General features: G+C 69.8%; 23 protein-coding genes. 10 read left to right on the top strand and 13 right to left on the bottom strand.

The annotated features are described in order from the left end of the window. Positions 1-158: 158 nt before the first annotated feature. Together IG78_RS0103920 and thiC are read right to left on the bottom strand one after the other, a co-directional pair. Entirely contained in the window at positions 159-1,622 is a 1,464-nt protein-coding gene (locus IG78_RS0103920) for a VWA domain-containing protein (RefSeq protein WP_030559748.1), read from the bottom strand. A gap of 112 nt (positions 1,623-1,734) precedes the next feature. Beyond that, the gene (thiC, locus tag IG78_RS0103915) at positions 1,735-3,522 is read right to left on the bottom strand and encodes a phosphomethylpyrimidine synthase ThiC (RefSeq protein WP_030559746.1); all 1,788 of its coding nucleotides are present in this window, start codon (positions 3,520-3,522) and stop codon (positions 1,735-1,737) included. A 218-nt stretch (positions 3,523-3,740) separates the two neighbouring features. Between thiC and IG78_RS0103910 the strand changes: the two genes are divergently transcribed. After that, complete coding sequence (locus tag IG78_RS0103910) at positions 3,741-5,150, top strand: YibE/F family protein (RefSeq protein ID WP_030559745.1); 1,410 nt, start codon at positions 3,741-3,743, stop codon at positions 5,148-5,150. 96 nt (positions 5,151-5,246) lie between these two features. Here the strand turns inward: IG78_RS0103910 and IG78_RS0103905 are convergent, their stop codons facing one another. The 4 genes from IG78_RS0103905 to IG78_RS0103890 all read right to left on the bottom strand — a co-directional run bounded on the left by IG78_RS0103905 (position 5,247) and on the right by IG78_RS0103890 (position 7,660). Beyond that, positions 5,247-5,681: an SsgA family sporulation/cell division regulator gene (locus IG78_RS0103905; protein ID WP_030559744.1), complete on the bottom strand. Its 435-nt coding sequence runs from the start codon at positions 5,679-5,681 to the stop codon at positions 5,247-5,249. Positions 5,682-5,782: 101 nt separating this feature from the next. Further along, entirely contained in the window at positions 5,783-6,508 is a 726-nt protein-coding gene (locus IG78_RS0103900) for an IclR family transcriptional regulator (protein WP_037685033.1), read from the bottom strand. Positions 6,509-6,863: 355 nt separating this feature from the next. Continuing rightward, the gene (locus IG78_RS0103895) at positions 6,864-7,079 is read right to left on the bottom strand and encodes a DUF5326 family protein (protein WP_030559741.1); all 216 of its coding nucleotides are present in this window, start codon (positions 7,077-7,079) and stop codon (positions 6,864-6,866) included. A gap of 263 nt (positions 7,080-7,342) precedes the next feature. After that, positions 7,343-7,660 carry a cupin domain-containing protein gene (locus IG78_RS0103890; RefSeq protein WP_030559740.1) on the bottom strand — a complete coding sequence of 106 codons (318 nt, stop codon included), beginning with the start codon at positions 7,658-7,660 and terminating at the stop codon, positions 7,343-7,345. A 70-nt stretch (positions 7,661-7,730) separates the two neighbouring features. On the opposite strand from IG78_RS0103890, the gene IG78_RS0103885 reads away from it, so the two are divergent. The 5 genes from IG78_RS0103885 (at position 7,731) to IG78_RS0103865 (ending at position 11,812) form a co-directional block, all read left to right on the top strand. Further along, positions 7,731-8,111 carry a phage holin family protein gene (locus IG78_RS0103885; protein WP_030559739.1) on the top strand — a complete coding sequence of 127 codons (381 nt, stop codon included), beginning with the start codon at positions 7,731-7,733 and terminating at the stop codon, positions 8,109-8,111. Positions 8,112-8,120: 9 nt separating this feature from the next. Beyond that, positions 8,121-8,684 (top strand): low molecular weight protein-tyrosine-phosphatase, encoded by a 564-nt coding sequence (locus IG78_RS0103880; protein WP_078964789.1) that lies wholly within the window; start codon positions 8,121-8,123, stop codon positions 8,682-8,684. Then, positions 8,681-10,102 (top strand): cystathionine gamma-lyase, encoded by a 1,422-nt coding sequence (locus IG78_RS0103875; RefSeq protein WP_225881966.1) that lies wholly within the window; start codon positions 8,681-8,683, stop codon positions 10,100-10,102. The genes IG78_RS0103880 and IG78_RS0103875 overlap by 4 nt, the downstream gene beginning before the upstream one ends. Positions 10,103-10,364: 262 nt before the next feature. Then, positions 10,365-11,270: a LysR family transcriptional regulator gene (locus tag IG78_RS0103870; RefSeq protein ID WP_030559734.1), complete on the top strand. Its 906-nt coding sequence runs from the start codon at positions 10,365-10,367 to the stop codon at positions 11,268-11,270. A 59-nt stretch (positions 11,271-11,329) separates the two neighbouring features. Beyond that, positions 11,330-11,812, top strand: coding sequence for an NUDIX domain-containing protein (locus tag IG78_RS0103865; RefSeq protein ID WP_030559733.1), 483 nt, complete (start codon positions 11,330-11,332; stop codon positions 11,810-11,812). Positions 11,813-11,843: 31 nt separating this feature from the next. Here IG78_RS0103865 and IG78_RS45245 read toward each other — a convergent pair whose 3' ends face one another. After that, complete coding sequence (locus tag IG78_RS45245; RefSeq protein ID WP_318657777.1) at positions 11,844-13,421, bottom strand: globin domain-containing protein; 1,578 nt, start codon at positions 13,419-13,421, stop codon at positions 11,844-11,846. A 672-nt stretch (positions 13,422-14,093) separates the two neighbouring features. Then, positions 14,094-14,765 carry an HAD family hydrolase gene (locus tag IG78_RS0103855; protein ID WP_037685030.1) on the bottom strand — a complete coding sequence of 224 codons (672 nt, stop codon included), beginning with the start codon at positions 14,763-14,765 and terminating at the stop codon, positions 14,094-14,096. Positions 14,766-14,841: 76 nt separating this feature from the next. Here IG78_RS0103855 and IG78_RS0103850 point away from each other — a divergent pair, with 76 nt between their 5' ends. After that, on the top strand, positions 14,842-15,423 hold the full coding sequence (locus tag IG78_RS0103850) for a hypothetical protein (RefSeq protein ID WP_030559728.1): 582 nt from the start codon (positions 14,842-14,844) through the stop codon (positions 15,421-15,423). 5 nt (positions 15,424-15,428) lie between these two features. Then, positions 15,429-16,310 carry a GNAT family N-acetyltransferase gene (locus IG78_RS0103845; protein ID WP_030559727.1) on the top strand — a complete coding sequence of 294 codons (882 nt, stop codon included), beginning with the start codon at positions 15,429-15,431 and terminating at the stop codon, positions 16,308-16,310. A gap of 154 nt (positions 16,311-16,464) precedes the next feature. On the opposite strand, the gene IG78_RS0103840 is transcribed toward IG78_RS0103845, so the two are convergent. Next, on the bottom strand, positions 16,465-16,893 hold the full coding sequence (locus IG78_RS0103840) for a GlcG/HbpS family heme-binding protein (RefSeq protein WP_030559726.1): 429 nt from the start codon (positions 16,891-16,893) through the stop codon (positions 16,465-16,467). 148 nt (positions 16,894-17,041) lie between these two features. Beyond that, a complete protein-coding gene (locus tag IG78_RS0103835; protein ID WP_030559725.1) occupies positions 17,042-18,274 on the bottom strand; it encodes an MFS transporter in 1,233 nt (410 codons plus the stop codon). Between the two features lie 141 nt (positions 18,275-18,415). Here IG78_RS0103835 and IG78_RS0103830 point away from each other — a divergent pair, with 141 nt between their 5' ends. Both IG78_RS0103830 and IG78_RS0103825 read left to right on the top strand, forming a co-directional pair. Then, a complete protein-coding gene (locus tag IG78_RS0103830) occupies positions 18,416-18,874 on the top strand; it encodes a MarR family winged helix-turn-helix transcriptional regulator (protein WP_030559724.1) in 459 nt (152 codons plus the stop codon). 102 nt (positions 18,875-18,976) lie between these two features. Continuing rightward, positions 18,977-19,429 (top strand): GNAT family N-acetyltransferase, encoded by a 453-nt coding sequence (locus IG78_RS0103825; RefSeq protein WP_030559722.1) that lies wholly within the window; start codon positions 18,977-18,979, stop codon positions 19,427-19,429. A gap of 228 nt (positions 19,430-19,657) precedes the next feature. Here the strand turns inward: IG78_RS0103825 and IG78_RS0103820 are convergent, their stop codons facing one another. Genes IG78_RS0103820 through dnaB form a run of 3 tightly spaced genes read right to left on the bottom strand, consistent with a single transcriptional unit; the run spans position 19,658 to position 23,317 of the window. After that, the gene (locus tag IG78_RS0103820; RefSeq protein WP_030559721.1) at positions 19,658-21,031 is read right to left on the bottom strand and encodes a serine hydrolase domain-containing protein; all 1,374 of its coding nucleotides are present in this window, start codon (positions 21,029-21,031) and stop codon (positions 19,658-19,660) included. Positions 21,032-21,061: 30 nt separating this feature from the next. Then, entirely contained in the window at positions 21,062-21,832 is a 771-nt protein-coding gene (locus tag IG78_RS0103815) for an alpha/beta fold hydrolase (RefSeq protein ID WP_030559720.1), read from the bottom strand. Positions 21,833-21,841: 9 nt separating this feature from the next. After that, a complete protein-coding gene (gene dnaB / locus IG78_RS0103810; RefSeq protein ID WP_030559718.1) occupies positions 21,842-23,317 on the bottom strand; it encodes a replicative DNA helicase in 1,476 nt (491 codons plus the stop codon). Positions 23,318-23,589: the final 272 nt, after the last annotated feature.

The following is a 23,589-nucleotide window of genomic DNA, read 5'->3' as shown; positions in this document are numbered from 1 at the left end:
ACCGGGGTCGCTTCCGGGATCGACCGGGATCGCCTCCCGGTTCACCCGGACGCCAGGGGCTTCGTCGCGCCGCTGTCGGCGGGCGGCGGCGCGAAAGCCCGCCCCAGCACGGTGTTGCCGCCTTTCGTGCGCCCCTGCCCCCCCCTCAGCCCGTCCGGTCAGAGGATTCCCGCACGACGGGCGGCGGCCATCCAGTCCGGGAACTCCGAGAGCAGCCGGTCGTACAGCTCCGTGTCGGGGACGGTGCTGATGTCGTCCACCGCGAAGAACCCGACGTTGTCGACGCGACGGCCGGGCAGCGTGTCGAACCGTTCAAGGACCCCGTAGTTGGACTTCCCCAGGCCCACGAACTGCCAGAAGACCGGTTCCTCCACCGCGTCCCTGAGCTGCCGCTCGATCTCGTCGTTGCGGTAGACGCCCCCGTCGGAGAAGAACAGGACCAGCGTGGGGGCGGCGGTCGGGTTCTCCCGTACATAGGCCCGTACTTCGGCGATCACCTTCTGTTCCTCGTTCTGGATGCCTACGGCCCGCATGTCCACCTGATCGTCCCGCAGCCCCTTCTTGCGCTTGCCGGGCCGGTAGAAGACACCCACCTCGCCGACCCGGACGTGCAGCCGCAGCCAGTCCGGCAGCTCCCCGATGAGCAGGTCCGGCAACCGCGCCGGGTTCGAGGCGAACGTCCAGGCCTGCATCTCCCCGTCGTCGTCCAACTGCGCCGCGACGGCGGCCATGCGCTCCACCACATCGGCGACGATGCCCTTGGAGTACAGGAACGACATGGACCCGGAGGCGTCGAGCACCAGGATCACGCGCGCGGTGACGCCCTCCGCGCCGTGCTTGCGCAGGCTGACCGCCACCTGCTCCTTGCGCAGTGAGAGCCGCTTGCGCATGTCGACGGGGAGCCGCTCCTCGCCCTTGCTGAGACGGGGTCCCGGGGGCGCGGGGGGTGCGGGCGGGGCGGACGGCTGGGGGGCGCCCGCCGGGGCGGCCTGCCGGGCGGGCCGCTGCGGGGGAGCCAACGTGGCGGTCGCTTGCGGGGGAGCCGCCGGGGCGGGGGCGGGCTGCGGGGAGGCCTGCGCCGGGGCCGGGTCGTCGTCCACGGTGATGCCGAAGTCCGTGGCGAGCCCGGCGAGTCCGGAGGCATACCCCTGCCCCACCGCGCGGAACTTCCACTGCCCGCCGCGCAGATACAGCTCCCCGCCTATGAAGGCCGTCTCCGTGGTGGCCGTCATCTCGAAGCGCGCGATCTCGGCGTGCGTCGCCGCGTCCCGGAGCCGCAGCGTGAGCCCGGTCAGTTGGCCGAACGTCCCGCCGTCGGCGGAGGCACAGAGCAACACCCGCTCGACCGCACCCTCCAGGGCACGCAGGTCCACCTCGACCGTGTCCGTCGTGACGCCGTCGGCACTCTTTTTCCCCAGGTGGCGTACGGCGTCGGACGCGTGCCGCGGCTGGTTGTAGAACACGAAGTCGCCGTCGTCACGCACGCGTCCGGCCGCGGTGAGCAGCAGCGCGGAGGCGTCGGCGGCCGGCACGCCCGGTCCGTCGGACCAGGCGAGCTCGGCGCGTACCGCGGGAGAGGCGACGGGAAGGTTGGCACCCTTGCTCAGGGAACTGGCAGTCATGCGGCCAGTCTGCCCAGCCCCGCGGCGCGAGGGTACCGTCTTCCGCCTTCCATCCTGTCCCGTGCTCCTGTCCCGTGCTCCTGCCCTGTGTTCCTGCCCCGTGGCTGTGGGCTCAGTCCGCCAAGGGCAGATAGACCCGGTTCCCCGCCGCCGCGAACTCCTCCGACTTCTGCTGCATGCCCTCCTCGATCTCCGTCTGTGTCGTGCCGTGCTCACGCCGGATGTCCTGCGAGATCTTCATCGAGCAGAACTTCGGCCCGCACATCGAGCAGAAGTGCGCCGTCTTCGCCGGCTCGGCGGGCAGCGACTCGTCGTGGAACTCCCGTGCGGTGACCGGGTCGAGGGCCAGATTGAACTGGTCCTCCCACCGGAACTCGAAGCGGGCGTCCGAGAGCGCGTCGTCCCAGTCCTGCGCCCCCGGATGCCCCTTGGCGAGGTCCGCCGCATGCGCCGCGATCTTGTACGTGATGACACCGGTCTTCACGTCGTCGCGGTTGGGCAGGCCGAGGTGCTCCTTCGGCGTGACGTAGCAGAGCATCGCCGTGCCCCACCAGCCGATCATCGCGGCTCCGATGCCGGAGGTGATGTGGTCGTAGGCAGGCGCGATGTCTGTGGTCAGCGGGCCGAGCGTGTAGAACGGCGCCTCCTCGCAGATCTCCTGCTGGAGGTCGATGTTCTCCTTGATCTTGTGCATCGGGACGTGACCGGGGCCCTCGATCATCGTCTGTACGTGATGACGCTTGGCGATCCGGTTGAGTTCCCCGAGCGTGCGCAACTCCGCGAACTGCGCCTCGTCGTTGGCGTCCGCGATCGACCCGGGCCTGAGGCCGTCGCCGAGCGAGTACGTCACGTCGTACGCGGCGAGGATCTCGCACAGCTCCTCGAAGTGCTCGTAGAGGAAGCTCTCCTTGTGGTGCGCCAGGCACCACGCCGCCATGATCGAACCACCGCGCGAGACGATGCCGGTCTTGCGGTTCGCGGTCAGCGGCACGAACGGAAGGCGCACGCCCGCGTGCACCGTCATGTAGTCCACGCCCTGCTCGGCCTGTTCGATGACCGTGTCCTTGTAGATCTCCCAGCTCAGCTCCTCGGCCCGGCCGTCGACCTTCTCCAAGGCCTGGTACAGCGGCACCGTGCCGATCGGCACGGGGGAGTTGCGCAGGACCCACTCGCGGGTCGTGTGGATGTTCCGGCCGGTGGACAGGTCCATGACCGTGTCGGCGCCCCACTGGGTGGCCCACGTCATCTTGTCCACCTCCTCCTCGATGGAGGACGTGACCGCGGAGTTACCGATGTTGGCGTTGACCTTCACCAGGAACTTCTTGCCGATGACCATCGGCTCGATCTCCGGGTGGTTCACGTTCGCGGGCAGTACGGCCCGCCCCGCGGCGATCTCGTCCCGCACCACCTCGGGCGCCATGTTCTCCCGGATGGCCACGTACTCCATCTCCGGCGTGATCTCCCCGCGCCGCGCGTACGCGAGCTGCGTCACCGCCTGGCCCGCGCGACCCCGGCGCGGCTGGCGCGGGCGGCCGGGGAAGACCGCGTCGAGGTTCCTGAGGCCGCCGCGGGGTGAGGTGTGCTTGATGCCGTCGTCCTCGGGGCGGACCGGACGGCCCGCGTACTCCTCCGTGTCGCCGCGGGCGATGATCCAGTTCTCCCGGAGCGGTGCGAGGCCCCGGCGGACGTCGGTGTCGATGTCGGGGTCGGTGTACGGACCCGAGGTGTCGTACAGCGTCACGGCCTTGCCGTTGGTGAGGTGCACCTGGCGGACCGGCACCCGCAGATCCGTGCGCGAGCCCTCCGGGCCCGTCACGTATGCCTTGTGCCAGCCGTTGGACTTCCCGCCCTCAGCACCCTCGGTGCTGGAGGCAGGCGTGCGTGCGTCCGATGTGGTCATGAGACCTACTCCCTACGCCGGCATTACCCGGTAACAGGTTCGGCGGTCGACGCAGCCGTTTCCGTACGGTCCGAACCGGTATCTGCCCGTTCGTACGGAGGTCAGCGCCCTCTCAGCCCGGTGCTCCGAGCTCCCGCGATTGCAAAGGTGCCCCCACGCTAGCGTCCCATCGGGCGCGGTGAACAGAGGGCCCCCACCGTTCTTGCGATGATCGGGCCGTGACGACGACACCTACGCCCACCGGGCCCCCCACCCCGGAGCCGCACGGCCATACCCACAGCCATGGCCCCGCAGCCCCCGTGTCCCAGCACCTGCGCAAGGTCATCGCCGCCGTCCTGATCCCCTTCGCCGCGGCGGTCCTCGTCGGCCTTGTGGTGCTGTGGCCCGGCGGCGCGCCCGCCCACGAGCGCACCGGTGTCGGCTTCGACCGGCAGACCTACTCGGCCACCGTGACCAAGCTGGACAAGCTCTCCTGCAAGGACCTCAACCCCTCGCAGACCCCGCCGGGCGGTGACACCTCCACCGCCGAGGGCCAGTCCGCCGAGGCCCGCACCCAGGGCACCTGCGGCAGAGCCACGATCAAGGTCACCAGCGGACCCGACAAGGGCCGCACCTTCACGGAGATCGTCCAGCCCGACGCCCCCCGACAACTGCGCAAGGGCCAGGACGTGGTGGTCGCCTATGAGCCCAAGGCCCCCAAGGACCTGCAGTACTCGGTCACCGATGTGAACCGCAAGTTCCCCATGGCCCTGCTCGCCGGCATCTTCGCCCTCGCGGTCGTCGCCGTGGGCCGCCTCCGGGGTGTCATGGCCCTGGTCGCCCTCGCGGTGAGCTTCCTGGTCCTCACCTTCTTCATCCTCCCGGCGATCCTGCAGGGCTCGAACCCGCTCGTCGTCGCCGTGGTCGGGGCGAGCGCCATCATGCTGTGCGCGCTCTACATGTGCCACGGTCTGACCGCGCGCACCTCCGTCGCGGTGCTCGGCACCCTGGTCTCCCTCCTGCTCATCGGCCTGCTCGGCTCCTTGTTCATCGGCTGGGCCTCCCTCACCGGCAACACGGACGACAACACCGGCCTGATCCACGGCCTGTACCCCGACATCGACATGAGCGGCCTGCTGCTCGCCGGCGTCATCATCGGCTCCCTCGGCGTGCTCGACGACGTCACCGTCACCCAGACCTCGGCGGTCTGGGAACTCCACCAGGCCAACCCGACGATGGGCCGCCGCGGTCTGTACCGCGCGGGCATCCGCATCGGCCGCGACCACATCGCCTCCGTCGTCAACACCCTCGTCCTCGCCTACGCGGGCGCCGCGCTCCCCCTCCTGCTGCTCTTCTCCATCGCCCAGAGCAGTGTCGGCACCGTCGCCAACAGCGAGCTCGTGGCGGAGGAGATCGTCCGCACCCTCATCGGCTCCATCGGTCTCGTCGCCTCCGTCCCCGTCACCACCGCGCTCGCGGCCCTGGTCGTCTCCGCCGACCGCCCCGGCCCCGCCACCTCCTCGACGTCCACCTCCACGCCCCCGCCCCCGTCTTCGACCCCGCCCGGAACGATGCCCCCCGCCGCTCCGGGCCGCCCGGCACCTCGTCGTCCCTCCCTGGCAGGCAAGGGCCGCCGCCGCAAGATGTGATCCCACGGCACAGGGACCGGCACCGGCACCGGCGTGGTCCAGGTGCCACGAAATGCCTTGATCTGCCACATACCAGGGTTTGTTGAGAACGCCGGGTCAGCCCGCGCTCTGTTCCGCGAGGATCCGGTCCAGGGCCTCGTCGAGATGCGTCTCAAAGTCGACCAGCGACCGCTCCTGCCCCAGCGGCACCAGCTTGTCCGTCCGGTCGAGGAAGGCGAGCAACGGCGGAATGCCCACCTTGAACAGGGCCTGGTCATGCCCCACTTGCAGCCGGATCAACGCCTCGTCCAACGGATCGGCACCCGTGGGTGAGATGCGCACATCCCCGTCCCCGCACGCCCTGCCCACCCCGTCCGCCAGCAGTTCCCGCCCGAACGCCCAGGTCACCGGGACGTCTCCGGGGAGGTGGAAGGTCAGCCGCACGGCATAGGGATCGCACGTCTCATAGCGCAGCTCCACCGGGATACGGAACGACAGCTCCTCCGACACAAGGAAGCTCATCATGACCTCTGCCTGGACCGACTCTCGCATCGCCGTCTACCCCGTCAGTAGCTTTGAGGTGGCAGGAACCAACTCCCTGACACTCTTGGCATCTTGCTTAACGTGCACACCAGATCACAAGGAGTGAGTTTTCAGATGCTGATAGAGAAGGCGAGTGTCCTTAGTAGCTTTCCCGTCTCCTCCTGCAACAGGCGCGTCGCCGGTTTCAACCGGTAGGCCTGCGACGACGGCACCGAGATGGCCATCGTGGCCGCGGTCGTGCCCACCGTGACCGGAATGGCGGCGCACACCGTCCCCAGCGCGTACTCCTGCTGCTCCACCACCGGAGTCATCCGCCCCAGCGCTTCAAGGCGGCGCAGCAACGTCCTGTCGTCACGCACCGTGTTCGGCGTGAGCGAGCGCACCGGGTGGCGATCCAGGTGGTTCCGTCGCGCCTCGTCGTCGAGTTGACCGAGCAGACACTGCCCGATCGCGTGGGCGTGACCCGTCTCCCGGAAGTCGGCCCACTCCTCCACCGCCGGACTGCCCACGGTGTCGGCCACGGACACGACTTCGATCTCACCGTCCCGGTAGATCGCGAAGTACACGGGCACCCCGATGAGCTCACACCAGTGCGCCAGGGTCTCTGCGATCATGCCGCGACGATTCTGCTCCGCCGCTCCGGCGCTGAGCCGCTCGGTCGCGGCACCGAGCACGAACACCCCTTTCTCTCGGCGCAGGTACCCCTCGTGGTTCAGCGTCCGCAGCAGGTGGTACGCCGTCGGCAGTGCGAGGCCGGCCTCGCGGGCCAACTGCTTCGCGGGCGCCCCGTCCGGGTGCGTGGCGGCTGCCTCCAGGAGACGCATCGCACGCTGCACGGAGCCGATGAGGGTGGGGCCGACACCCTTGGGCGCTGTGGTGGTGGCGGATCCTCTGAGAGGGGGCGGTGGAACGCGCTTACTGCTCGGCGGAGTTGACGGGCCACCATCGCTCGAAGGTGCTTCACCTGCGCGGTCGCTCGGCTGGGTGTCACGGGGTGCGTCGTCAACCGCGGCCATGGGTCACTCCCGGAGCACATGGGGGTCCACTCCTGCCCGGAGGCATGAGAGTGGCGCAGTGGGCCCGCCTGCGGGGGTGGCCCCGCGTCGGTTTTCGGACTCTAGCCCCTGGCCCGCGGCGTGGGGCGCCGTGGCGGAAAACTTCCCCCTGGGGAGGGAATCGGCGTTTGCCCCCTCACCAGTCGCTGCGTGACGCCGATGAGCTGGATATGAACTTCCGTACCACGTACACGACTCCGCCGACCAGGGCCACGAAGAGCAGCAGCTTGAAGAGCAGGCTGAAGACGAAGCCGATGACGCTCGCTATCAGGCTGCCGAAGACGACCAGGGCGATGACCGGCACCGCGATCCACTTCACCCACCACGGCATACCCGCGAAGATCTCTCGCATTGCCTTGCCTCACCTTTCTCCGCAGCTTCCGGGAACTCCGCTCATGTGCAGATTTCCCACTTCACGCATTCGATGCTAAGGCGGAAAAAGCCAGTTCGGGGCGGCGTGAGCCCTTGTCCTCCCCTGACTCTCCCCCTAGGGAACCCCGAGACCGGAGCCCCGAGACCGGAGCCCCGAGACCTGGGCCCGGGGCCGGGTGCTCGGGGAGGGTGAGCGCTCGGGGAGGGCCTGAGTGCTCGGGGAGGGCCTTGCCCCGTCCCTGCTCACCGCTCCGGCGGCGAGAACACGACCAGAACCCGCAGGTCCTCGCTGATGTGGTGGAACTTGTGGGGCACCCCGGCCGGCACGTACACGACACTGCCGCGCGCGACCTCCGTCGTCTCCATCCCGACCGTTATCGAGGCCCGGCCACTGACGACCATGTACACCTCGTCCTGCCGGTGCGGCTGCTGCGGGTCGTTCTCGCCCGCATTCAGCGCGTACAGCCCTACCGACATGTTTCGCTCACGGAGAAATTGCAGATACGCGCCGTCGTTCGCGGCCCGCTCCGCTTCCAGCTCGTCCAGTCGGAAAGCCTTCATCGCTCTGTCTGCCCCTTGCCCCAGGTCGCGTACCGGCCACTGTTGACCTTCGTCTGCCACGATCAGACACATGAAGAATTTCGTAGTCAAGACGCTCGCCAACGCGGTGGCCCTGGCCGTCGCGGTGTGGCTGCTCGACAAGATCACGCTCACCGGCGACAGCACGGGCAAGAAGACTCTCACGCTGCTCGCGGTCGCCCTGCTGTTCGGCCTGGTGAACTTCCTGGTCAAGCCGATCGTTCAGGTCCTGACCTTCCCCCTGTTCATCCTGACACTCGGCCTGATCACACTGGTGGTCAACGCCCTGATGCTGCTCCTCACCTCGTGGCTCGCCGACAAGCTGGACGTCAGCTTCCACGTGGAGGGGTTCTGGACCGCCGTACTGGGTGGCCTGATCATTTCGATCGTGTCCTGGGCGTTGAACGTCGCGCTCCCCGACCACAAGGACTGACCACACGCCATGCCCCATTCCTCCGCCCCCGTGCCGCCCGCGCCGTCCGGAACGCCCGTGCCGCCCGGCACGTCCGTTCCCAGGGCTTTCACCGTCTGCTTCGTGTGCACCGGCAACATCTGCCGGTCGCCCATGGCCGCGTCGGTGTTCCGCGCGCGGGTGCGTGACGCGGGCCTCGACGGGTTCGTCGTGGTGGACAGCGCGGGCACCGACGGCTGGCACGAGGGAGACGGTGCCGACCCGCGTACCGTCGCCGTCCTGGACTCCGCCGGGTTCGAGACCGAGCATGTGGCCCGCCAGTTCCAGGCGGACTGGTTCGCCCGGCTCGACCTGGTGATCGCCCTGGACCGGGGTCACCAGCGGTCCCTGCGCCGGCTGGCGTCGACGCCGGAGGACGCCGACAAGGTCCGTCTGCTGCGTTCGTACGACACGTCGGCAGGCGTTGATCTGGACGTTCCCGACCCCTACTACGGGGAGAGCGACGGGTTCGAGGAGTGCCTGACAATGGTGGAGGCGGCGAGCGAAGGCCTGCTCGAAGCGGTACGGGACGCGGTGGAAGGACGAGCGGCATGACGGACGCGGAGCGGATACCCGAGCCGACACCGACACCGACACCGACACAGGAGCACGCGCCCGGCGCGGCGGACGTCGCCCACGCGCCGCGGGGCGGCGAGGACGCCGGGGACGCCGGGGACGCCGGGGACGGCACCCGTGAGGCGCGGGCCGATGAGGCCGCTGCGGGCACCACCCGTGCGGCGCGGGGGGCCGAAGGCGCCGGGGCCAACACCCCTACAGCGCGGAGCCCCAAAGGCGCCGGAGACAGCACCCGTGCCGTGCGCGCCGGGCTGCCCGAGCCCGCGCAGTACGAGCCCACGCTGCCTGGCCCGGTGTTCGCGGCCCACTTCCACCTCTCCGGCGAGCCCACCGGCCCGTACACGTACGGCCGCGACTCCAACCCGACCTGGACCCATCTGGAGCGTGCCATCGGGGAACTCGAGTCCCCGGAGCCGCCCGGCGGGCACGGCACCGCCCACGGTGACGCCGAGGAAGGCACGGCCGGGAAGAGCGCTCCCGCCGTGGAGACGCTCGTCTTCGCGTCCGGCATGGCGGCGATCTCCGCGGTGCTCTTCTCCCAGCTCCGCGCGGGTGACGTCGTGGTGCTGCCCGACGACGGCTACCAGGCGCTGCCGCTCGTGCGGGAGCAGCTCATCGCGTACGGCATCGAGGTCCGTACCGCGCCCACCGGCGGCGACGCGCAGCTCGACGTGCTCGACGGCGCCCGCCTCCTGTGGATCGAGACCCCGTCCAACCCCGGCCTCGACGTCTGTGACGTGCGCCGCCTGGCCGACGCCGCCCACGCGCGCGGCGCCCTGGTCGCCGTCGACAACACCCTCGCCACCCCGCTCGGCCAGCGCCCCCTCGACCTCGGCGCCGACTTCTCCGTGGCCAGCGGCACCAAGCAGCTCACCGGTCACGGCGACATCCTGCTCGGGTACGTGACGGGCCGCGATGCCGGGCTCATGGCCTCCGTACGGCGCTGGCGCAAGATCGTCGGGGCGATTCCGGGCCCCATGGAGGCCTGGCTGGCACACCGTTCGCTCGCCACACTCCCCTTGCGCGTCGACCGGCAGAACGCGAACGCCCTGGCTCTTGCCGAGGCGCTGCGATCTCGCGCCGAGGTGACCGGCCTGCGCTATCCGGGGCTGCCCGGCGACCCCTCGTACCAGATCGCGCAGAAGCAGATGTTGCGCTTCGGGTGCGTGGTGTCGTTCGAACTGCCCTCACGCGCGCGTGCCGAGCGTTTCCTCGCGGCACTGCGGCTCGTGGACGACGCGACGAGCTTCGGTGGCGTACGTTCCACCGCCGAGCGGCGCGGCCGGTGGGGCGGGGACGCCGTCGCGGAGGGCTTCATCCGCTTCTCCGCGGGGGCGGAGGACGCCGAGGATCTCGTGGCGGACGTACTGCGGGCGCTGGACGAGTCGGCGGACTGAGGCCGGTCCGACCGCGGCAGGCTCGCGGCCACCCGGGGCATGGGAATCCGACGGGCCCCAGGGGGAGGGCCGCCTACGCACAACGGACGGCCCGAACCTCCCCCCTCGTGGCTCGGGCCGTCCCCGGTTCTGCGCGCGAAGAACCGCGCAAACAAGGCTAGTTGACTCTGTGTCAGTGTCCAATCACAGTAGCGACAGCAACCTATCGACAAATTTATAGGTGTGCGGTGCGCGGGGGCTGACTGGAGAGGACGGCTGCACCATGGATCTGGCCCTGCTGCGCACCTTCGTGACCGTCCACCGGGCCGGGTCCTTCACGCGCGCGGCAGCTCTCCTCGGACTCTCCCAGCCCGCCGTGACCTCCCAGATCCGCACCTTGGAGCGGCAACTGGGCCGACCGCTTTTTCTGCGCCAGGCCCGGGGCGTGACCCCCACGACCATGGGCGACGAGCTCGCCCATAAGGCCGCCCCGCACCTCGACGCCCTCGTCGAGATCACCGAGGAAGGACTCCACGAGGACTCTTCGGACCGTACGCTGCACCTCGCCGGACCACCGGAGTTCACCGCAGGGCGCGCCCTTCCCGCCCTCACCGCACTCACTGGCGACGACGGCCACGGGTTCGCCCTGCGCGCCTCCTTCGGCAACGCGGAGGAGGTCCTGGAGGGCCTTGCCGCAGGCCATCACGACCTGGCCCTCACCACGGCCCGGCCGCGCGGCGCGCTGCTCACCGCGACCCCTCTGTGCGACGAGGAGCATGTGCTCGTCGCCGCCCCGCGCTGGGCCGTCCGCATCGGCCCCGGCAAGCTGCGCCGCAAGGGTGCCGGGGCCGTGGAGAACCTGCCGGTGGTCGAGGTCCACGAGTCGCTGCCGCTCGTCTCGCGCTACTGGGCCGCCGTCTTCGACTCCCGGCCGGCCGCCTCGGGCGCCGTGATCGTGCCGGAACTGCGGGCGGTGCTGGCCTGTGTCACCACCGGCGCCGGGCTCGCCGTACTGCCCCGCTATCTGTGCGCCGACGCTCTGGAGCGCGGAGACGTCGTGGCCCTGCTCGACCCTGCGGTTCCACCACTGCGTACGTACTTCCTGGTCGTCCGCACCGGCACACTCGCGATGCCGCACATCGCGCGGGCGCACGAGTGGTTGCGGCGTGCTGCCAGTGACTGGACCTGAGGTGGTCTCCACGCGGCTCGCGATGTTTCACGTGGAACAGTCCGGGCCACATTTCTCCCATGACCGTCCGACCCGTGGTCAAGCGCACCGCACGTGCCGTCCTCCTGGACGGGGACCATCTGATCCTGATCAAGCGGACCAAGCCCGGTGTGGATCCGTACTGGATCACCCCGGGCGGTGGTGTGGAGGCGGAGGACGCGACTGTGGTCGACGCGCTTCACCGGGAAGTGCACGAAGAGCTGGGCGCCAAGATCACCGACGTGGTGCCGTGCTTCGTGGACACGGTCGAGCACATCGGCGAGGACGGCGGCGCGACGGGTGTGAAGGTGCAGCACTTCTTCGTCTGCCGTCTGGAATCGATGGACACGGGGCAGCGACACGGACCCGAAGTGGACGAGCCCGCCGGCGAATACGAGATCGTGCGGGTGCCGTTCACACGCGTCGGGATCGCCTCGGTCCACCTCGTCCCGCTGTCCCTGCGCCACTACCTGGACGGCAACATCGAGGGCGTACGCGCGATGCACGCACCCGACCTGGGCTGATGCCCGCGAGGCGTCACCATGTGGGGCTGTGTCACGCGAGCTGGTCGCCCGCCGCCACCAGTTCCTCCACCGAGTCGTGCCGGATGCGGCCCGCGGGAATGCCCACGTCCCGCAGGGCGTCCACTCCGCTGCGGATCATGCCGGGCGGGCCCGAGAGATAGGCGTCGTACTCGTTCCACGGTCCGTACTCGCGCACGGCGTCGGGCAACTGGGCCGCCCGGTTGTCGACGATCGGGCGGACGGCCAGCCAAGGGTGGCTCTGCTGGAGGCGCAGCATCGTGTCGATGTCGTACAGGTCGTGATCGGTGCGTGCGCCGTAGAAGACCTCGACCGGGCGTCGCCTGCCGTGCTCGGCGACGTCCTCCACGAGCGCCTTGATCGGCGCGATGCCGGTCCCGCCGCCCAGGCACAGCAGGCCGCTGTCGGTCGAGTGGTCCACGGTCATGGAACCGGCGGGCGGACCGAGCCTGAGCACATCGCCCGGGCGGGCGTGGTGCACAAGAGCGTTGGAGACCCAGCCCGCCGGGACCGCCTTCACATGAAACGAGAGCAGCCCGTCGGAGCGCGGCGCCGACGCGAAGGAGTAGTGCCGCCAGATGCGTGGCCACCACGGGGTTTCCAGGCTCGTGTACTGCCCCGCGAGGAAGGCGTAGGGCTGGTCGGGGCGGACGGTGATGACAGCGATGTCGGGCGTCCTGACATCGTGCGCGACGACTTCCGCGTACCACCAGGCGGGCGCGCGCAGCTCGTCCTCGGCAGCCGCGTCGATCATGATCTGCGAGATCGTCGTGTACGCGCGGACCCAGGCGGCCTCGGTGTCGTCGTCCCAGACCGGACTCGCGTACCGGCTCAGCGCGCCGATCAGGCACTCACCGACGGCCGGGTAGTGCTCGGCCTTGGTGCCGTACTTGCGATGCCCGCGCCCGAGGTTGCGCAGATAGCCGACGAGCGTGTCGGTGTGGTCGATGTGCTCCACGGCGGTGAGCAGTGCCTTGAGCAGCCGGTCACGCTGGGTGTCCATCGCCGCCGGGAACAGGGCACGCAGGTCGGGGTGGCGGGTGAAGAGCAGCGCGTAGAAGTACGAGGTGACCTTGTCGGAGATCGGCGCGATCTCGGCCATCGTGCGCTGTACGAGGATGGCGTCGGGGGACGCCTTCGGGGTGTGGGGGGCGGCTTCGGCGGGGGCGGGAGCGGCTACGGCGGGGGCGAGAGCGGCTTCCGGGGGTTCTTGTCGGGCGTCAGCGCGTTCAGAGCGCTCGGGTGGGGCTGCGGCGCCCTCAGCGGGGTCTGGGTGGGCTTCGAGGCCTCCGGGGGCGTCCTCACCCCGGTCCGCACCCACGGCCTCCTCCGTGACATCGGCGATCTCGGCACCGTCGGCCTCGTACGCACCCTCAGCGATGTCGATCTCGTCGACTACGTACGCACGGTCGGCCTCGTCTGCCTTGTTCACACCCGCGGATCCGTCGGCCTCGTCTGCCTCGTTCGCACCCGCGGATCCGTCGGCCTCGTACCCGACCAAGGTCTCGGCCTCGGCCCCGTACCCGGCCAAGGTCTCCGCCTCTGTCTCTGCCCCGACCACGGGCTCGGCCTCTGCCTCCACCCTGGCCACGGGGCGGGCCTCTGTCTCCGCAGGGCGTATTCGTCCGGTTCCAGGCCCGGGCTCCGCATCGCCGGAGGGCCCGGGCCTGCCGACCGGACGTATTGTCGACACCCGTCGGCCCGGCGGTGCCTCCCGCTGCCCGCCCTCGTCGGCGGGCGCCTGCCCCGTCTGCGGCGCGGAGTCGGGCGACTCCGCGCCCTCCCGCTCCTCCCGACGCCGCGGCGCCACCCGCGGCGTGAACCAGCCGCCAGAACCGCCGTTGTCCCCGGAAGTGCCGTTGCCCGCCGACGTGGTGGTCGGAGCGTCCATGCTGTGCCTCGCCTCGAACATCTCTCAGTCGGTCCGTGCACTTCCGCAACGGAAGGTGCGTGCGTTCCCCGCTCTGCCCCGGCAGCCCATATCGACCACATTGAACCCTGGTGCCCCAAGAGTTACGGACAAGTAGGGAGGAATGTGACATTGACCGCAGTCACCTCAATCGCAGCATCGCAGCCGCGCCGCTTGCCCAGCCCGCAAACCGGGAAGTGCGGGTTCTCGATCTCGCCGCCTCGATAGGCTTTGTTGACCTGCGTCCACGCCCCCTCGGTGCGCACTTCCACGCCTGGCTCGAATCGCCTTCACCCGTGGCTCGAACCGGATTCGACCCTACCGGCCGCAGCTCAGCGCACAAGTCCCCTTCCGTCACTCGGAATTCAAGGCTCCACCCTCGGCGAGCGCCTCGATCACCGGAATGCGCACCAGTTCGTACGCCTTCCACAAATCTCGCCCGACATACGTATGTGTGGCCAGGTCGGCCAGCCGGGAGTCCGCGTTCACCGCGACGGAAACGGGCATGGCGGCGAAGAGAGCCAGGTCGGACAGCGAGTCTCCGTACGCCACACAGTCGGCTTTCCGCACCCCGAACTCTTCACAGAGCCGGTTCGCGATCTCCACTTTGGCGGCCGCGGTGAGCACACCCGCGGGATCGACCGGCTCGGTGAACGGCACAGCCGGGAACAACGAGCCGTGAGCGGCGTGGGCGCCCCACTCCAGCAACCGCTCCACGAAAAAGGACGGAGAGAGCGAGACAACGGCGCAGTAGTCACCGTTCGCGCGGATCGCCTCCCAGGTCTCCCGAATCCCGGTCAGCCAGGGCGCCCCGTCGAAGGCAGCCGTCACATGCGTGTCGGTGAGCCCCTCCCACAGGGCGTGCACCCGTACCGCGTACTGCCCGGAGTCGATGCACCCCGCGACGAAGTCCCGCTCCAGCTCCGCGATCTCCCGCTCCAGGCCGAGCTGGCGGGAAATCTCCACGGGCGCGGCGGTGCCGTACAGCAGCGTTCCGTCCAGATCGAAAAGATGCAGGCGTGCCATGTACGCCGAGGCTAGTACCCGCGGTTACTCCCGCCGTCAGACGCCCCGGCCGCGCGCTCCCGGCACCGTGTTTCACGTGAAACTACGCCGCCCCGCACGCCGGGCCACCCTCGTCGTCCATGTCGCCGCCTCCGCCGGCTGGCTCGGGCTCACGCTCGGTCTTGTCGCGCTCGCCGCGGCGGCCATCACCACCGACTCCCACCCGACAGTCGAGGCCTCCGTCCGCGCGATGAAGGTGTTCACCGACTGGCTCGTCCTCCCGCTGGCCTTCCTGACCCTGCTGAGCGGGCTCCTGCTCTCCCTCGGCACGCCCTGGGGGCTGGCACGGCACCGCTGGGTCCATACGAAGTTCTGGCTGACCCTGGCCACGACCACCGCCACGACCTTCGCCCTGCGTCCTGGCATCAACGACACGGCAGCGACCGTGTCCGCCGGAGAGCCCCTGGCAGCCTCGACCGACCTCATCGCCGGTCCGATCGTCTCGCTGAGCGCGTATCTGTTCATGACGGTCATCTCGGTCCTCAAGCCCTGGGGACTGACCCGCCGAGGACGGCGCCTACGCACCTCGCATCAGCCCGACCGGAAGCAACGTGGCCAAAAGCAACGTGCTTCTACCCACAAAAAGGTGGACGCCGAGGTCATGCGTCAGACAGCCTGACCCGCGTGTCGACACCTTCCCTCTCCGCACTGCCCATCCGCAGGCTGACTCCCCGCGATCTCACAGCCTGCGCCGATCTGTCCGAGAACCGTGGCTGGCCCCGTGAAGAGCACAAATGGGGCCTGCTCCTCACGGCCGGAACGGGCTACGGCATCGACGACCCCGACGCCCCCGGACTGATCGCCGCGTGCGTCGTGACCCAGTACGGCCCCCTCGAAAACCCCGAACTCTCGGCGATCGGCATGGTCCTTGTCGCAGAGCGCCATGCCCGCAAAGGCATCGGCCGCCACCTGATGCGGAACGTCATCGAATCCGCGGGCACCACTCCGCTCACCCTGCACGCGACCCCGAACGGCCGCCCCCTCTACGAACAGCTCGGCTTCAAGACGACCGGCCGCGCCGAAATGGTCAAGGGCCGCTTCACTCCGGACGCCTCGGACACCGAGTCACCGGCGGGGGTCACCACCCGGGCGGCGACCGCGGAGGATCTGCCCACCCTCATCAGACTCGACACAGAGATCTTCGGCCTGGACCGCACCCACGTACTCACCCGCCTTCCGGCATTCACCGACCAACTGCGGGTCGCGGAGGCGGACGGTGAGATCGTCGGCTGCGCGGGCGCGTGGCCGAACATGGAGACCCACGTCGTCGGCCCTCTTTTCGCCCGGGACACACAGACGGCGAAGGCGCTCATCGCATCGCTCGGCACCCGCACCGATCGACCGCTGCGCACCGACATCGACGTGCGCCACGAGGAACTGCTCGCCTGGGTGAAGGCGCGCGGCCTGGGGTCCGTCGCCTTCAATGCCGTGATGACGTACGGCATCACGGAGCTGCCCGGCGACTGGACGCGCCGCTTCGCGCCGTTGACGGTGGCGGCCGGCTGAGCGGACCACCGGCCGCACACACGTCGAAGCCCGCCTCCGAGCGCCATGTTCCTGTGGGCGCCCGGAGTCGGGCTTCGTAGCCGCGGGCGGGTACCGGGCTCGCTCGTACTACGGGGGGAGTACGAGATCTGTGGCCGCCCCGGTCGGCGATTCGCTATGCGAGGGACCGCGCGGCCACTGTGGCGAACTCGTGGTCCTGCTGCGGGGCGCCACCGCCGACACCGATGGCACCGATCAGGCGCCCGTCACGGTGGACCGGCAGGCCGCCCGCGATGAACAGGAGCGGCCGGTCGAGCGCCGTGGGCAGGGTGTGGAACGGCGCGCCGGGCTGTACCGCGTCGACGAGGTCGGCGGTCGGGGCGTTCAACTGGAGGGCGGTGTACGCCTTACGGGTGCTGGTCTCCCCGGAGATCAGCACGGCGCGGTCGTCGCGCCGGAAGGCCAGGAGGTGACCGCCCGCGTCGAGGACGGTGACGCTCACCGTGACGTCCGCTGCTTCGGCGGCACGCCGGGCGGCCGTGACGAGGGCCTCGGCGTCGGTGGTGGTCAGCGGGGCGACGGCCGTGGCGGAGGTGGTGCTCATGGGGGCTCCTCGGTGGTTCTTGCAGGGCTGAGACCGGGGCGGAGAGGCGGTTTCGCCCGGGCCGCGGAGGTGTTTCCGACGGGGCGGGGAGGTATTCCGCCCGCGCCGGAGAGGCGGTTCCGTCTGGGCGGCGTGGGGGTGCGCGTGGTCAGTGATGGGCGGGGGCGGGCGCGGAGACCTCGGCCGTGCGGGGCTCGACGCCGGGAGCAGCACCGGTGACGACCGTGCTGGGGCCGGTGGACCGCCGTTCCAGGGTGGCCGAGAGGAGGGCCAGGGCGAGTGCGGAAGCGGCCAGCGCGGCGCCCACCCAGTTCGGAGCCGTATAGCCGAACCCGCCGGAGATCACGAGTCCGCCGAGCCAGGCGGCGAGGGCGTTGCCGAGGTTGAAGGCGCCGATGTTGGCGGCGGACGCAAGCGTCGGGGCGGCAGCGGCCTGGTCGAGGACCCGCTTCTGCAGCGGCGGCACGGTGGCGAAGCCGAACGCACCGATCAGCATGACGGAGACGGCGGCCGTGAACTTGTCGTGCGCGGTGACCGTGAACAGCGCGAGCATCAGGGCGAGTGCGCCCAGCGAGATGAACAGCAGCGGCATCAGGGCGCGGTCCGCGAACCGGCCACCGATCAGATTGCCGCCGACCATGCCGAGGCCGAAGAGGACGAGCAGCCAGGTCACGGAGGAGTCGGCGTAGCCCGCGACGTCCGTCATCATCGGCGTGATGTAGGTGATGGCCGCGAAGACGCCGCCGAAGCCGAGGACGGTCATGGCCATGGCCAGGAGCACCTGGACATTGCGGAAGGCTCCGACCTCGTCACGGAGCCGTACGCCTTCGGGCTTGGGCAGGTCAGGCACGAGCTTGGCGACACCGGCGAGGCCGATCACGCCGAGGGCGGCGACGACGACGAACGTGATGCGCCAGCCGATGGCCTGGCCGACGAACGTGCCGAGCGGCACACCGACCACATTGGCCACGGTCAGTCCGGTGAACATCAGGGCGATCGCGCCGGCCTTCTTCTCCGGGGCGACGAGCTCGGCGGCGACGACCGAACCGATGCCGAAGAAGGCACCGTGGGCGAGCGAGGCGACGACGCGTCCGGCGAGCATGACGCCGAACGACGGAGCCACGGCGGAGAGCAGATTGCCCACGATGAACAGACCCATCAGGAGCATCAGCATCCGCTTGCGGGAGATCCGCTGACCGAGAACGGTCATGAGCGGGGCTCCGGCGACGACCCCGAGGGCGTAGCCGGTGACGAGCAGACCGGCGGTGGGGATGGAGACGTCGAAGTCACCCGCGACCTCGGGAAGCAATCCCATGATCACGAATTCCGTGGTCCCGATACCGAAGGCCCCGATCGCGAGGGCCAGAAGCGCGAGAGGCATGGAGCTACCTTCCAGACGGTTGCAGGTGCGCTTAACGTGCGTCCACAATAGTTGCAGACGCGGGTTAATTGCAAGCGCGGGATATTGCACGGGTGGCTTATCCTGGAGCAAGTCGGGCCGCAGGAAGACGGAGGAACAGTCATGACAGCGACAGACCCCGCACTCACCGCCCTCGCCCAGGGCTGGTGTGCTCTCTCCCTCCTCCACGGAAAGATCGAGGCTCATGTCGAGCGAGCCCTCCAGGCGAAGCACGGCCTGAGCGTGCGGGAGTACAGCCTGCTGGACGTCCTCAACCGTCAGCACGACGGCGAGGGGGGCCACCTCCAGATGAAGCAGGTGGCCGACGCCGTCGTCCTCAGCCAGAGCGCCACCACACGCCTGGTCACCCGCCTCGAGGAGCGAGGGCTCCTCTCCCGCTACCTGTGTCCCACCGACAGGCGCGGCATCTACACGGACGTCAGCGAGAGCGGCGCCCAGCTCCTCGCCGAGGCGCGGCCCACCAATGACGCGGCGCTGCGCGAAGCCCTGGACGAGGCCGCCAAGCGGCCCGAGCTGGCCCCGCTGGTCCGGGCAGTCGAGGCGGTCCACACCCCCGCGTAGCGCCCAGGGGCCCGCAGGTCAGGCGCCCGAGGCCGGCAGGAAAGACGCCAGGGGGCCGCCACACACGCCCGGAGCCCCTGGGACGGGCTCTAGGCTGCCGCCATGGGAGATCTTGAGATACGACCCGCCGCAGCCGACGACATCCCCGCGATCGTGGCCATGCTCGCCGACGACCCCTTGGGCGCCGAACGCGAGTCCCCGGACGACCTCACGCCCTACGGCGAGGCGTACGAGCGACTCGCCCAGGACCCCAACCAACGGCTCGTCGTCGCCGTCCGCGAAGGGCGCGTGGTGGGCACGCTGCAGCTCACAATCGTGCCGGGCCTGTCTCGGAAGGGCGCGACCCGGTCCATCATCGAGGCCGTCCGCGTGCACGCCGATGAGCGGGGCAGCGGGCTCGGTACGCGCTTCATCCAGTGGGCCGTCGACGAGTCCCGCCGCGTGGGCTGCCAGCTCGTGCAGCTCACCTCGGACGCCACCCGTACCGATGCCCACCGTTTCTACGAGCGCCTGGGGTTCACGGCGTCCCACGTGGGCTTCAAGTTGCAGCTCTGAGCTCTGACGACACCGGGCGCGCAGCGGACGTCGAACGTGGCGGACGTCGAAGGGCAGCGGACGTCGAGTGCGGTGCAGGGGTGCGCGAGGAAGGGGTGCCCTGTGAAGGGGTGCCCTGTTTCACGTGAAACAGGGCACCCCTTCACTCGGTTTCACTCGGTTTCACTCGGTCCCAGGCATCCCGGCTGTTGTGGCCTCCCGGGCGGCCGCCCCCGACCCCCGCACACCTCACGCCAAACCACGCCAGCCCTCCGGATCCACCCCGCCGGGCACCGGCGCCTCCGCCTCGTACGGCTCGCGGGTGAAGACGAACGACGCCAGGTCGAGATGGCTCACCGAGCCGTCCTCGCGCCGCACGGCTTCGAGCCGCTCTCCCGCGTAGTACCCGTCGAGCCCCGTCCACGTGCCGTCCCCGTTGGGCCGGAACCGTGAGCCACGGCCCGCGCCCAAGAGGGGCCCCAGTTCGATCCAGCCGTCCTTGGCGAGGCGCAGCACGTAGGCACCGGTCCCCCAGTACCAGGGTCCCGTCAGCTCCAGAGCGGACCGGTCGACGTCCGGCAGCGGCTGCCACGGCTCGGGGATGCGCGGTTCGGCCTCCGCCACGATGCGCACGAGATCCGCTGCCAAGGCGATCATCGGCACCCCTGAGGTGCAGTTGGCAAGGGCCACCGCCGCCAACCCGTCCTTCTCGCTCGTCAGGAGCGCAGCGATGAACCCGGGCAGCGAACCCGAGTGGCCGGCCAGCACGCGCCCGTCCCGGACGATGAGCTCCACCCCGAGCCCATACGTACGCTCCCAGTCCCCGGCGCCCGCCGGTGCCGCAGGTGTCCTCATCTCACACACCGAGTCCGCGCTCAGCACCCGGTCGTCGCCCTGCGTGAGGAAGACCGCGAACCGCGCCAAGTCGACGGTCGTGGACCACAGTTGACCCGCCGGTGCCATCAGCCCCAGATCCTCACTGGGCTCCGGCAGCAGTACGTCCGCCCAGGGGTGGACCGCCCACCCGTCGGCGTGCGGGGCCTGCGGGTGGCCGCTGGTACGGCGCAGACCGAGCGGCTCCAGGACCTCCCGGCGCAGGACGTCCTCCCAGGGTTCGCCGCGCAGGGCCTCCACCAGCGACCCGAGCAGGGTGTACCCGGGGTTCGAGTAGTGGTACCGACGCCCCGGCGGGTGCTTGAGCGGCTGCGCCCCGAGCACGTCGCGCAGTTCGGGACGCAACGACCCCGCACTGCGCTCCCACCACACGCCGGGCGACTCCGCAGCCAACCCGGCGGTGTGCGAGAGGAGTTCCGCGATCGTCGACTCGCCCACGCCGGTGCCCGGCAGGTGCTTCTCCAGAGGGTCCGTGAGGTCGAGGACGCCTTCGTCCCGCAACCGCATCACGAGCACCGCGGTGAACATCTTGGTGAGCGAACCGATGCGGTACTGGACGTTCTCGTCGGCTGCCTGGCCCGCCACCGACGCGCGGGCTCCGTTCCACACCAGTTCGCCCTCCCGCACGACCGCGGCGACCACGGAAGGTGCCCGCCCCTCCGCCTGGGCGGTGGCGATGCGATGGGTCAGGGAGCGACACGTACTGGGAAGCAGCTCTTCGTAAGTCATGGGGCAAGTCCACAGGGAGCACTGCCGACGTCACAAGCCCCTGAGGAACGCGCGGACCGCCGCGGCGAAGCCTGCCGGGTCGGTCCCGTGCACGGTGTGCCCGGCCGCGAGCTCGACGAGATGTGTGCGCGGGCGCCGAGCCGCCATGTCCTTGGCATGCCGTCCACTGAGGACACGGCTCCGGGTGCCGTGGACGAGGAGCGCGGGGCACTCACTGGCCAGCCAGTCGCCCCAGTGGTCCCCGTTGGCCTGTTCCTGCGACTTGACCATGTCACGCGGCGCGAATGCCAGACCCCAGCCGTCCGGATACGCCCGAATCGCGTGCGCGAGGTAGTACGCCGAGTCCCCCAAGGCGTCCTCCAGGGCTTCCCGCGTGGAGGCACGGTCGGGCCAGCCCAGGCAGAAGGACAGGTCACCGTGGACTTCCGCGCCGATCTCCACGACGACGAGCGCACGCACGAGCTGAGGGTGCCGGGCCGCGAGCTGGTAGGCGTTGATGCCCCCGAGGGAGTGACCGAGGACCACGGCGTCGGTGACGCCGAAGTGGGCGAGTACCGCCGCGGCGTCGCTGACATAACCCTCGCGGGAGTAGTCCGCCGTCCGCTCCGAGTGCCCGTGGCCTCGTTGGTCGAGGGCGAGGACCCGCCAGTCCGGCGCGAGGTCACGCGCCAGCGCGGCGAACGTCCACCCGTCGTCGAAGTGGCCGTGCAGGGCGAGGAGCGGCCGCCCCTGCCCCCCGAAGTCCAGGCAGGACAACCGCCGACCGCCCAGGGACACACTGTGTCGCTCTGCTTCCCCCATGGCCCCATTTTAGGTCTGGGCCATGTCCACGAACCGTGAATAGTGGCCCTGGAACGCCACGGTGATCGTCGCGGTCGGGCCATTACGGTGCTTGCCGACGATGATGTCGGCCTCACCCGCACGCGGGGACTCCTTCTCGTACGCGTCCTCGCGGTGCAGCAGGATGACCATGTCCGCGTCCTGCTCGATGGAGCCGGACTCACGGAGGTCGGAGACCATCGGCTTCTTGTCCGTGCGCTGCTCGGGGCCACGGTTGAGCTGTGAGAGCGCGATGACCGGGACCTCCAGCTCCTTGGCGAGCAGCTTCAGGTTTCGCGACATGTCCGAGACTTCCTGCTGGCGGCTCTCGGCGCGCTTCGAACCACCGGACTGCATCAGTTGCAGATAGTCGATGATCACGAGCTTGATGTCGTTGCGCTGCTTGAGCCGGCGGCACTTGGCGCGGATCTCCATCATCGACAGGTTCGGGGAGTCGTCGATGTAGAGCGGAGCCGCCGACACCTCGGGCATCCGGCGCGCGAGCCGCGTCCAGTCCTCGTCCGTCATCGTGCCGGAACGCATGTGGTGCAGGGCCACCCGCGCCTCCGCGGACAGCAGGCGCATCGCGATCTCGTTGCGCCCCATCTCCAGGGAGAAGATGACGCTGGGCAGATTGTGCTTGATGGAGGCGGCCCGCGCGAAGTCGAGGGCCAGCGTGGACTTACCCATGGCGGGGCGGGCGGCAATGACGATCATCTGGCCGGGGTGCAGGCCGTTCGTGAGCGAGTCGAAGTCGGTGAAACCCGTGGGCACACCTGTCATCTCGCCGCTGCGCGAACCGATCGCCTCGATCTCGTCGAGTGCGCCCTCCATGATGTCGCCGAGCGGCAGATAGTCCTCGCTCGTGCGCTGTTCGGTGACGGCGTAGATCTCGGCCTGGGCGCTGTTGACGATCTCGTCGACGTCGCCGTCCGCCGCGTACCCCATCTGGGTGATGCGCGTGCCCGCCTCGACCAGGCGGCGCAGGACAGCGCGCTCGTGGACGATTTCCGCGTAGTACTCGGCGTTCGCGGCCGTCGGGACGGTCTGGACGAGCGAGTGCAGATACGAGGCGCCGCCGACTTTGGTGATCTCACCGCGCTTGACCAGCTCGGCGGCGACGGTGATGGGGTCGGCCGGCTCGCCGCGCGCGTACAGGTCGAGGATCGCCGTGAAGATCGTCTCGTGCGCCGGGCGGTAGAAGTCGTGGCCCTTGATCACCTCGACGACGTCCGCGATGGCGTCCTTGGACAGCAGCATGCCGCCGAGCACGGACTGCTCGGCGTCGAGGTCCTGTGGCGGCACCCGCTCGAAGGACGTGCCCCCGTTGTCCCAGGTGCTCTCGCGACCTCGCTCGTGCTGCTCCTCGCGACCGCGGCCTGAGTCACGGCGCGGCCGGGAGACGGGCAGACGGTCACCTGGACCGCTGTCGGCCCACGGGTCGTCCAAGGGCTCGGAAATACTCACCGGGCCACCTCCTCCCGTCCGCCGCGCGGACCTCGCCGTGCACCTCTTTCTTAGGGCACGACACTGACAAATAAGGGGGCCCAACTCCGGCTCTGACGCGTCGGATTTGCGGGGTTTCCGCGATGGCAGGACGAGGCGGGCGCCGGTCCACGGTAGGCCTGCGGGCACCGTCAGCCAATCTGGTTATCCACAGGCACTGTGGATGACGGGCCCGATGCTGTGGAGAACCTCGCCAAACCTGTGCACGGGTCGGTGGACAGCCCTGTGAACAA

The sequence above is a fragment of the Streptomyces aureocirculatus genome, from assembly GCF_000720475.1.
Lineage (GTDB): Bacteria > Actinomycetota > Actinomycetes > Streptomycetales > Streptomycetaceae > Streptomyces > Streptomyces aureocirculatus.
The sequence above is the reverse complement of the archived record's forward strand: the minus strand, read 5'-3'. Positions and strand labels throughout refer to the sequence as shown.

Coding starts and splice junctions, on each gene's coding strand:
- IG78_RS0103920 (WP_030559748.1), bottom strand. CDS start 1,622: ATGACTGCCAGTTCCCTGAGCAAGGGTGCCAACCTTCCCGTCGCCTCT.
- thiC (WP_030559746.1), bottom strand. CDS start 3,522: ATGACCACATCGGACGCACGCACGCCTGCCTCCAGCACCGAGGGTGCT.
- IG78_RS0103905 (WP_030559744.1), bottom strand. CDS start 5,681: ATGCGAGAGTCGGTCCAGGCAGAGGTCATGATGAGCTTCCTTGTGTCG.
- IG78_RS0103895 (WP_030559741.1), bottom strand. CDS start 7,079: ATGCGAGAGATCTTCGCGGGTATGCCGTGGTGGGTGAAGTGGATCGCG.
- IG78_RS0103890 (WP_030559740.1), bottom strand. CDS start 7,660: ATGAAGGCTTTCCGACTGGACGAGCTGGAAGCGGAGCGGGCCGCGAAC.
- IG78_RS0103885 (WP_030559739.1), top strand. CDS start 7,731: ATGAAGAATTTCGTAGTCAAGACGCTCGCCAACGCGGTGGCCCTGGCC.
- IG78_RS0103880 (WP_078964789.1), top strand. CDS start 8,121: ATGCCCCATTCCTCCGCCCCCGTGCCGCCCGCGCCGTCCGGAACGCCC.
- IG78_RS0103875 (WP_225881966.1), top strand. CDS start 8,681: ATGACGGACGCGGAGCGGATACCCGAGCCGACACCGACACCGACACCG.
- IG78_RS0103870 (WP_030559734.1), top strand. CDS start 10,365: ATGGATCTGGCCCTGCTGCGCACCTTCGTGACCGTCCACCGGGCCGGG.
- IG78_RS0103865 (WP_030559733.1), top strand. CDS start 11,330: ATGACCGTCCGACCCGTGGTCAAGCGCACCGCACGTGCCGTCCTCCTG.
- IG78_RS0103855 (WP_037685030.1), bottom strand. CDS start 14,765: ATGGCACGCCTGCATCTTTTCGATCTGGACGGAACGCTGCTGTACGGC.
- IG78_RS0103840 (WP_030559726.1), bottom strand. CDS start 16,893: ATGAGCACCACCTCCGCCACGGCCGTCGCCCCGCTGACCACCACCGAC.
- IG78_RS0103835 (WP_030559725.1), bottom strand. CDS start 18,274: ATGCCTCTCGCGCTTCTGGCCCTCGCGATCGGGGCCTTCGGTATCGGG.
- IG78_RS0103830 (WP_030559724.1), top strand. CDS start 18,416: ATGACAGCGACAGACCCCGCACTCACCGCCCTCGCCCAGGGCTGGTGT.
- IG78_RS0103825 (WP_030559722.1), top strand. CDS start 18,977: ATGGGAGATCTTGAGATACGACCCGCCGCAGCCGACGACATCCCCGCG.
- IG78_RS0103820 (WP_030559721.1), bottom strand. CDS start 21,031: ATGACTTACGAAGAGCTGCTTCCCAGTACGTGTCGCTCCCTGACCCAT.
- IG78_RS0103815 (WP_030559720.1), bottom strand. CDS start 21,832: ATGGGGGAAGCAGAGCGACACAGTGTGTCCCTGGGCGGTCGGCGGTTG.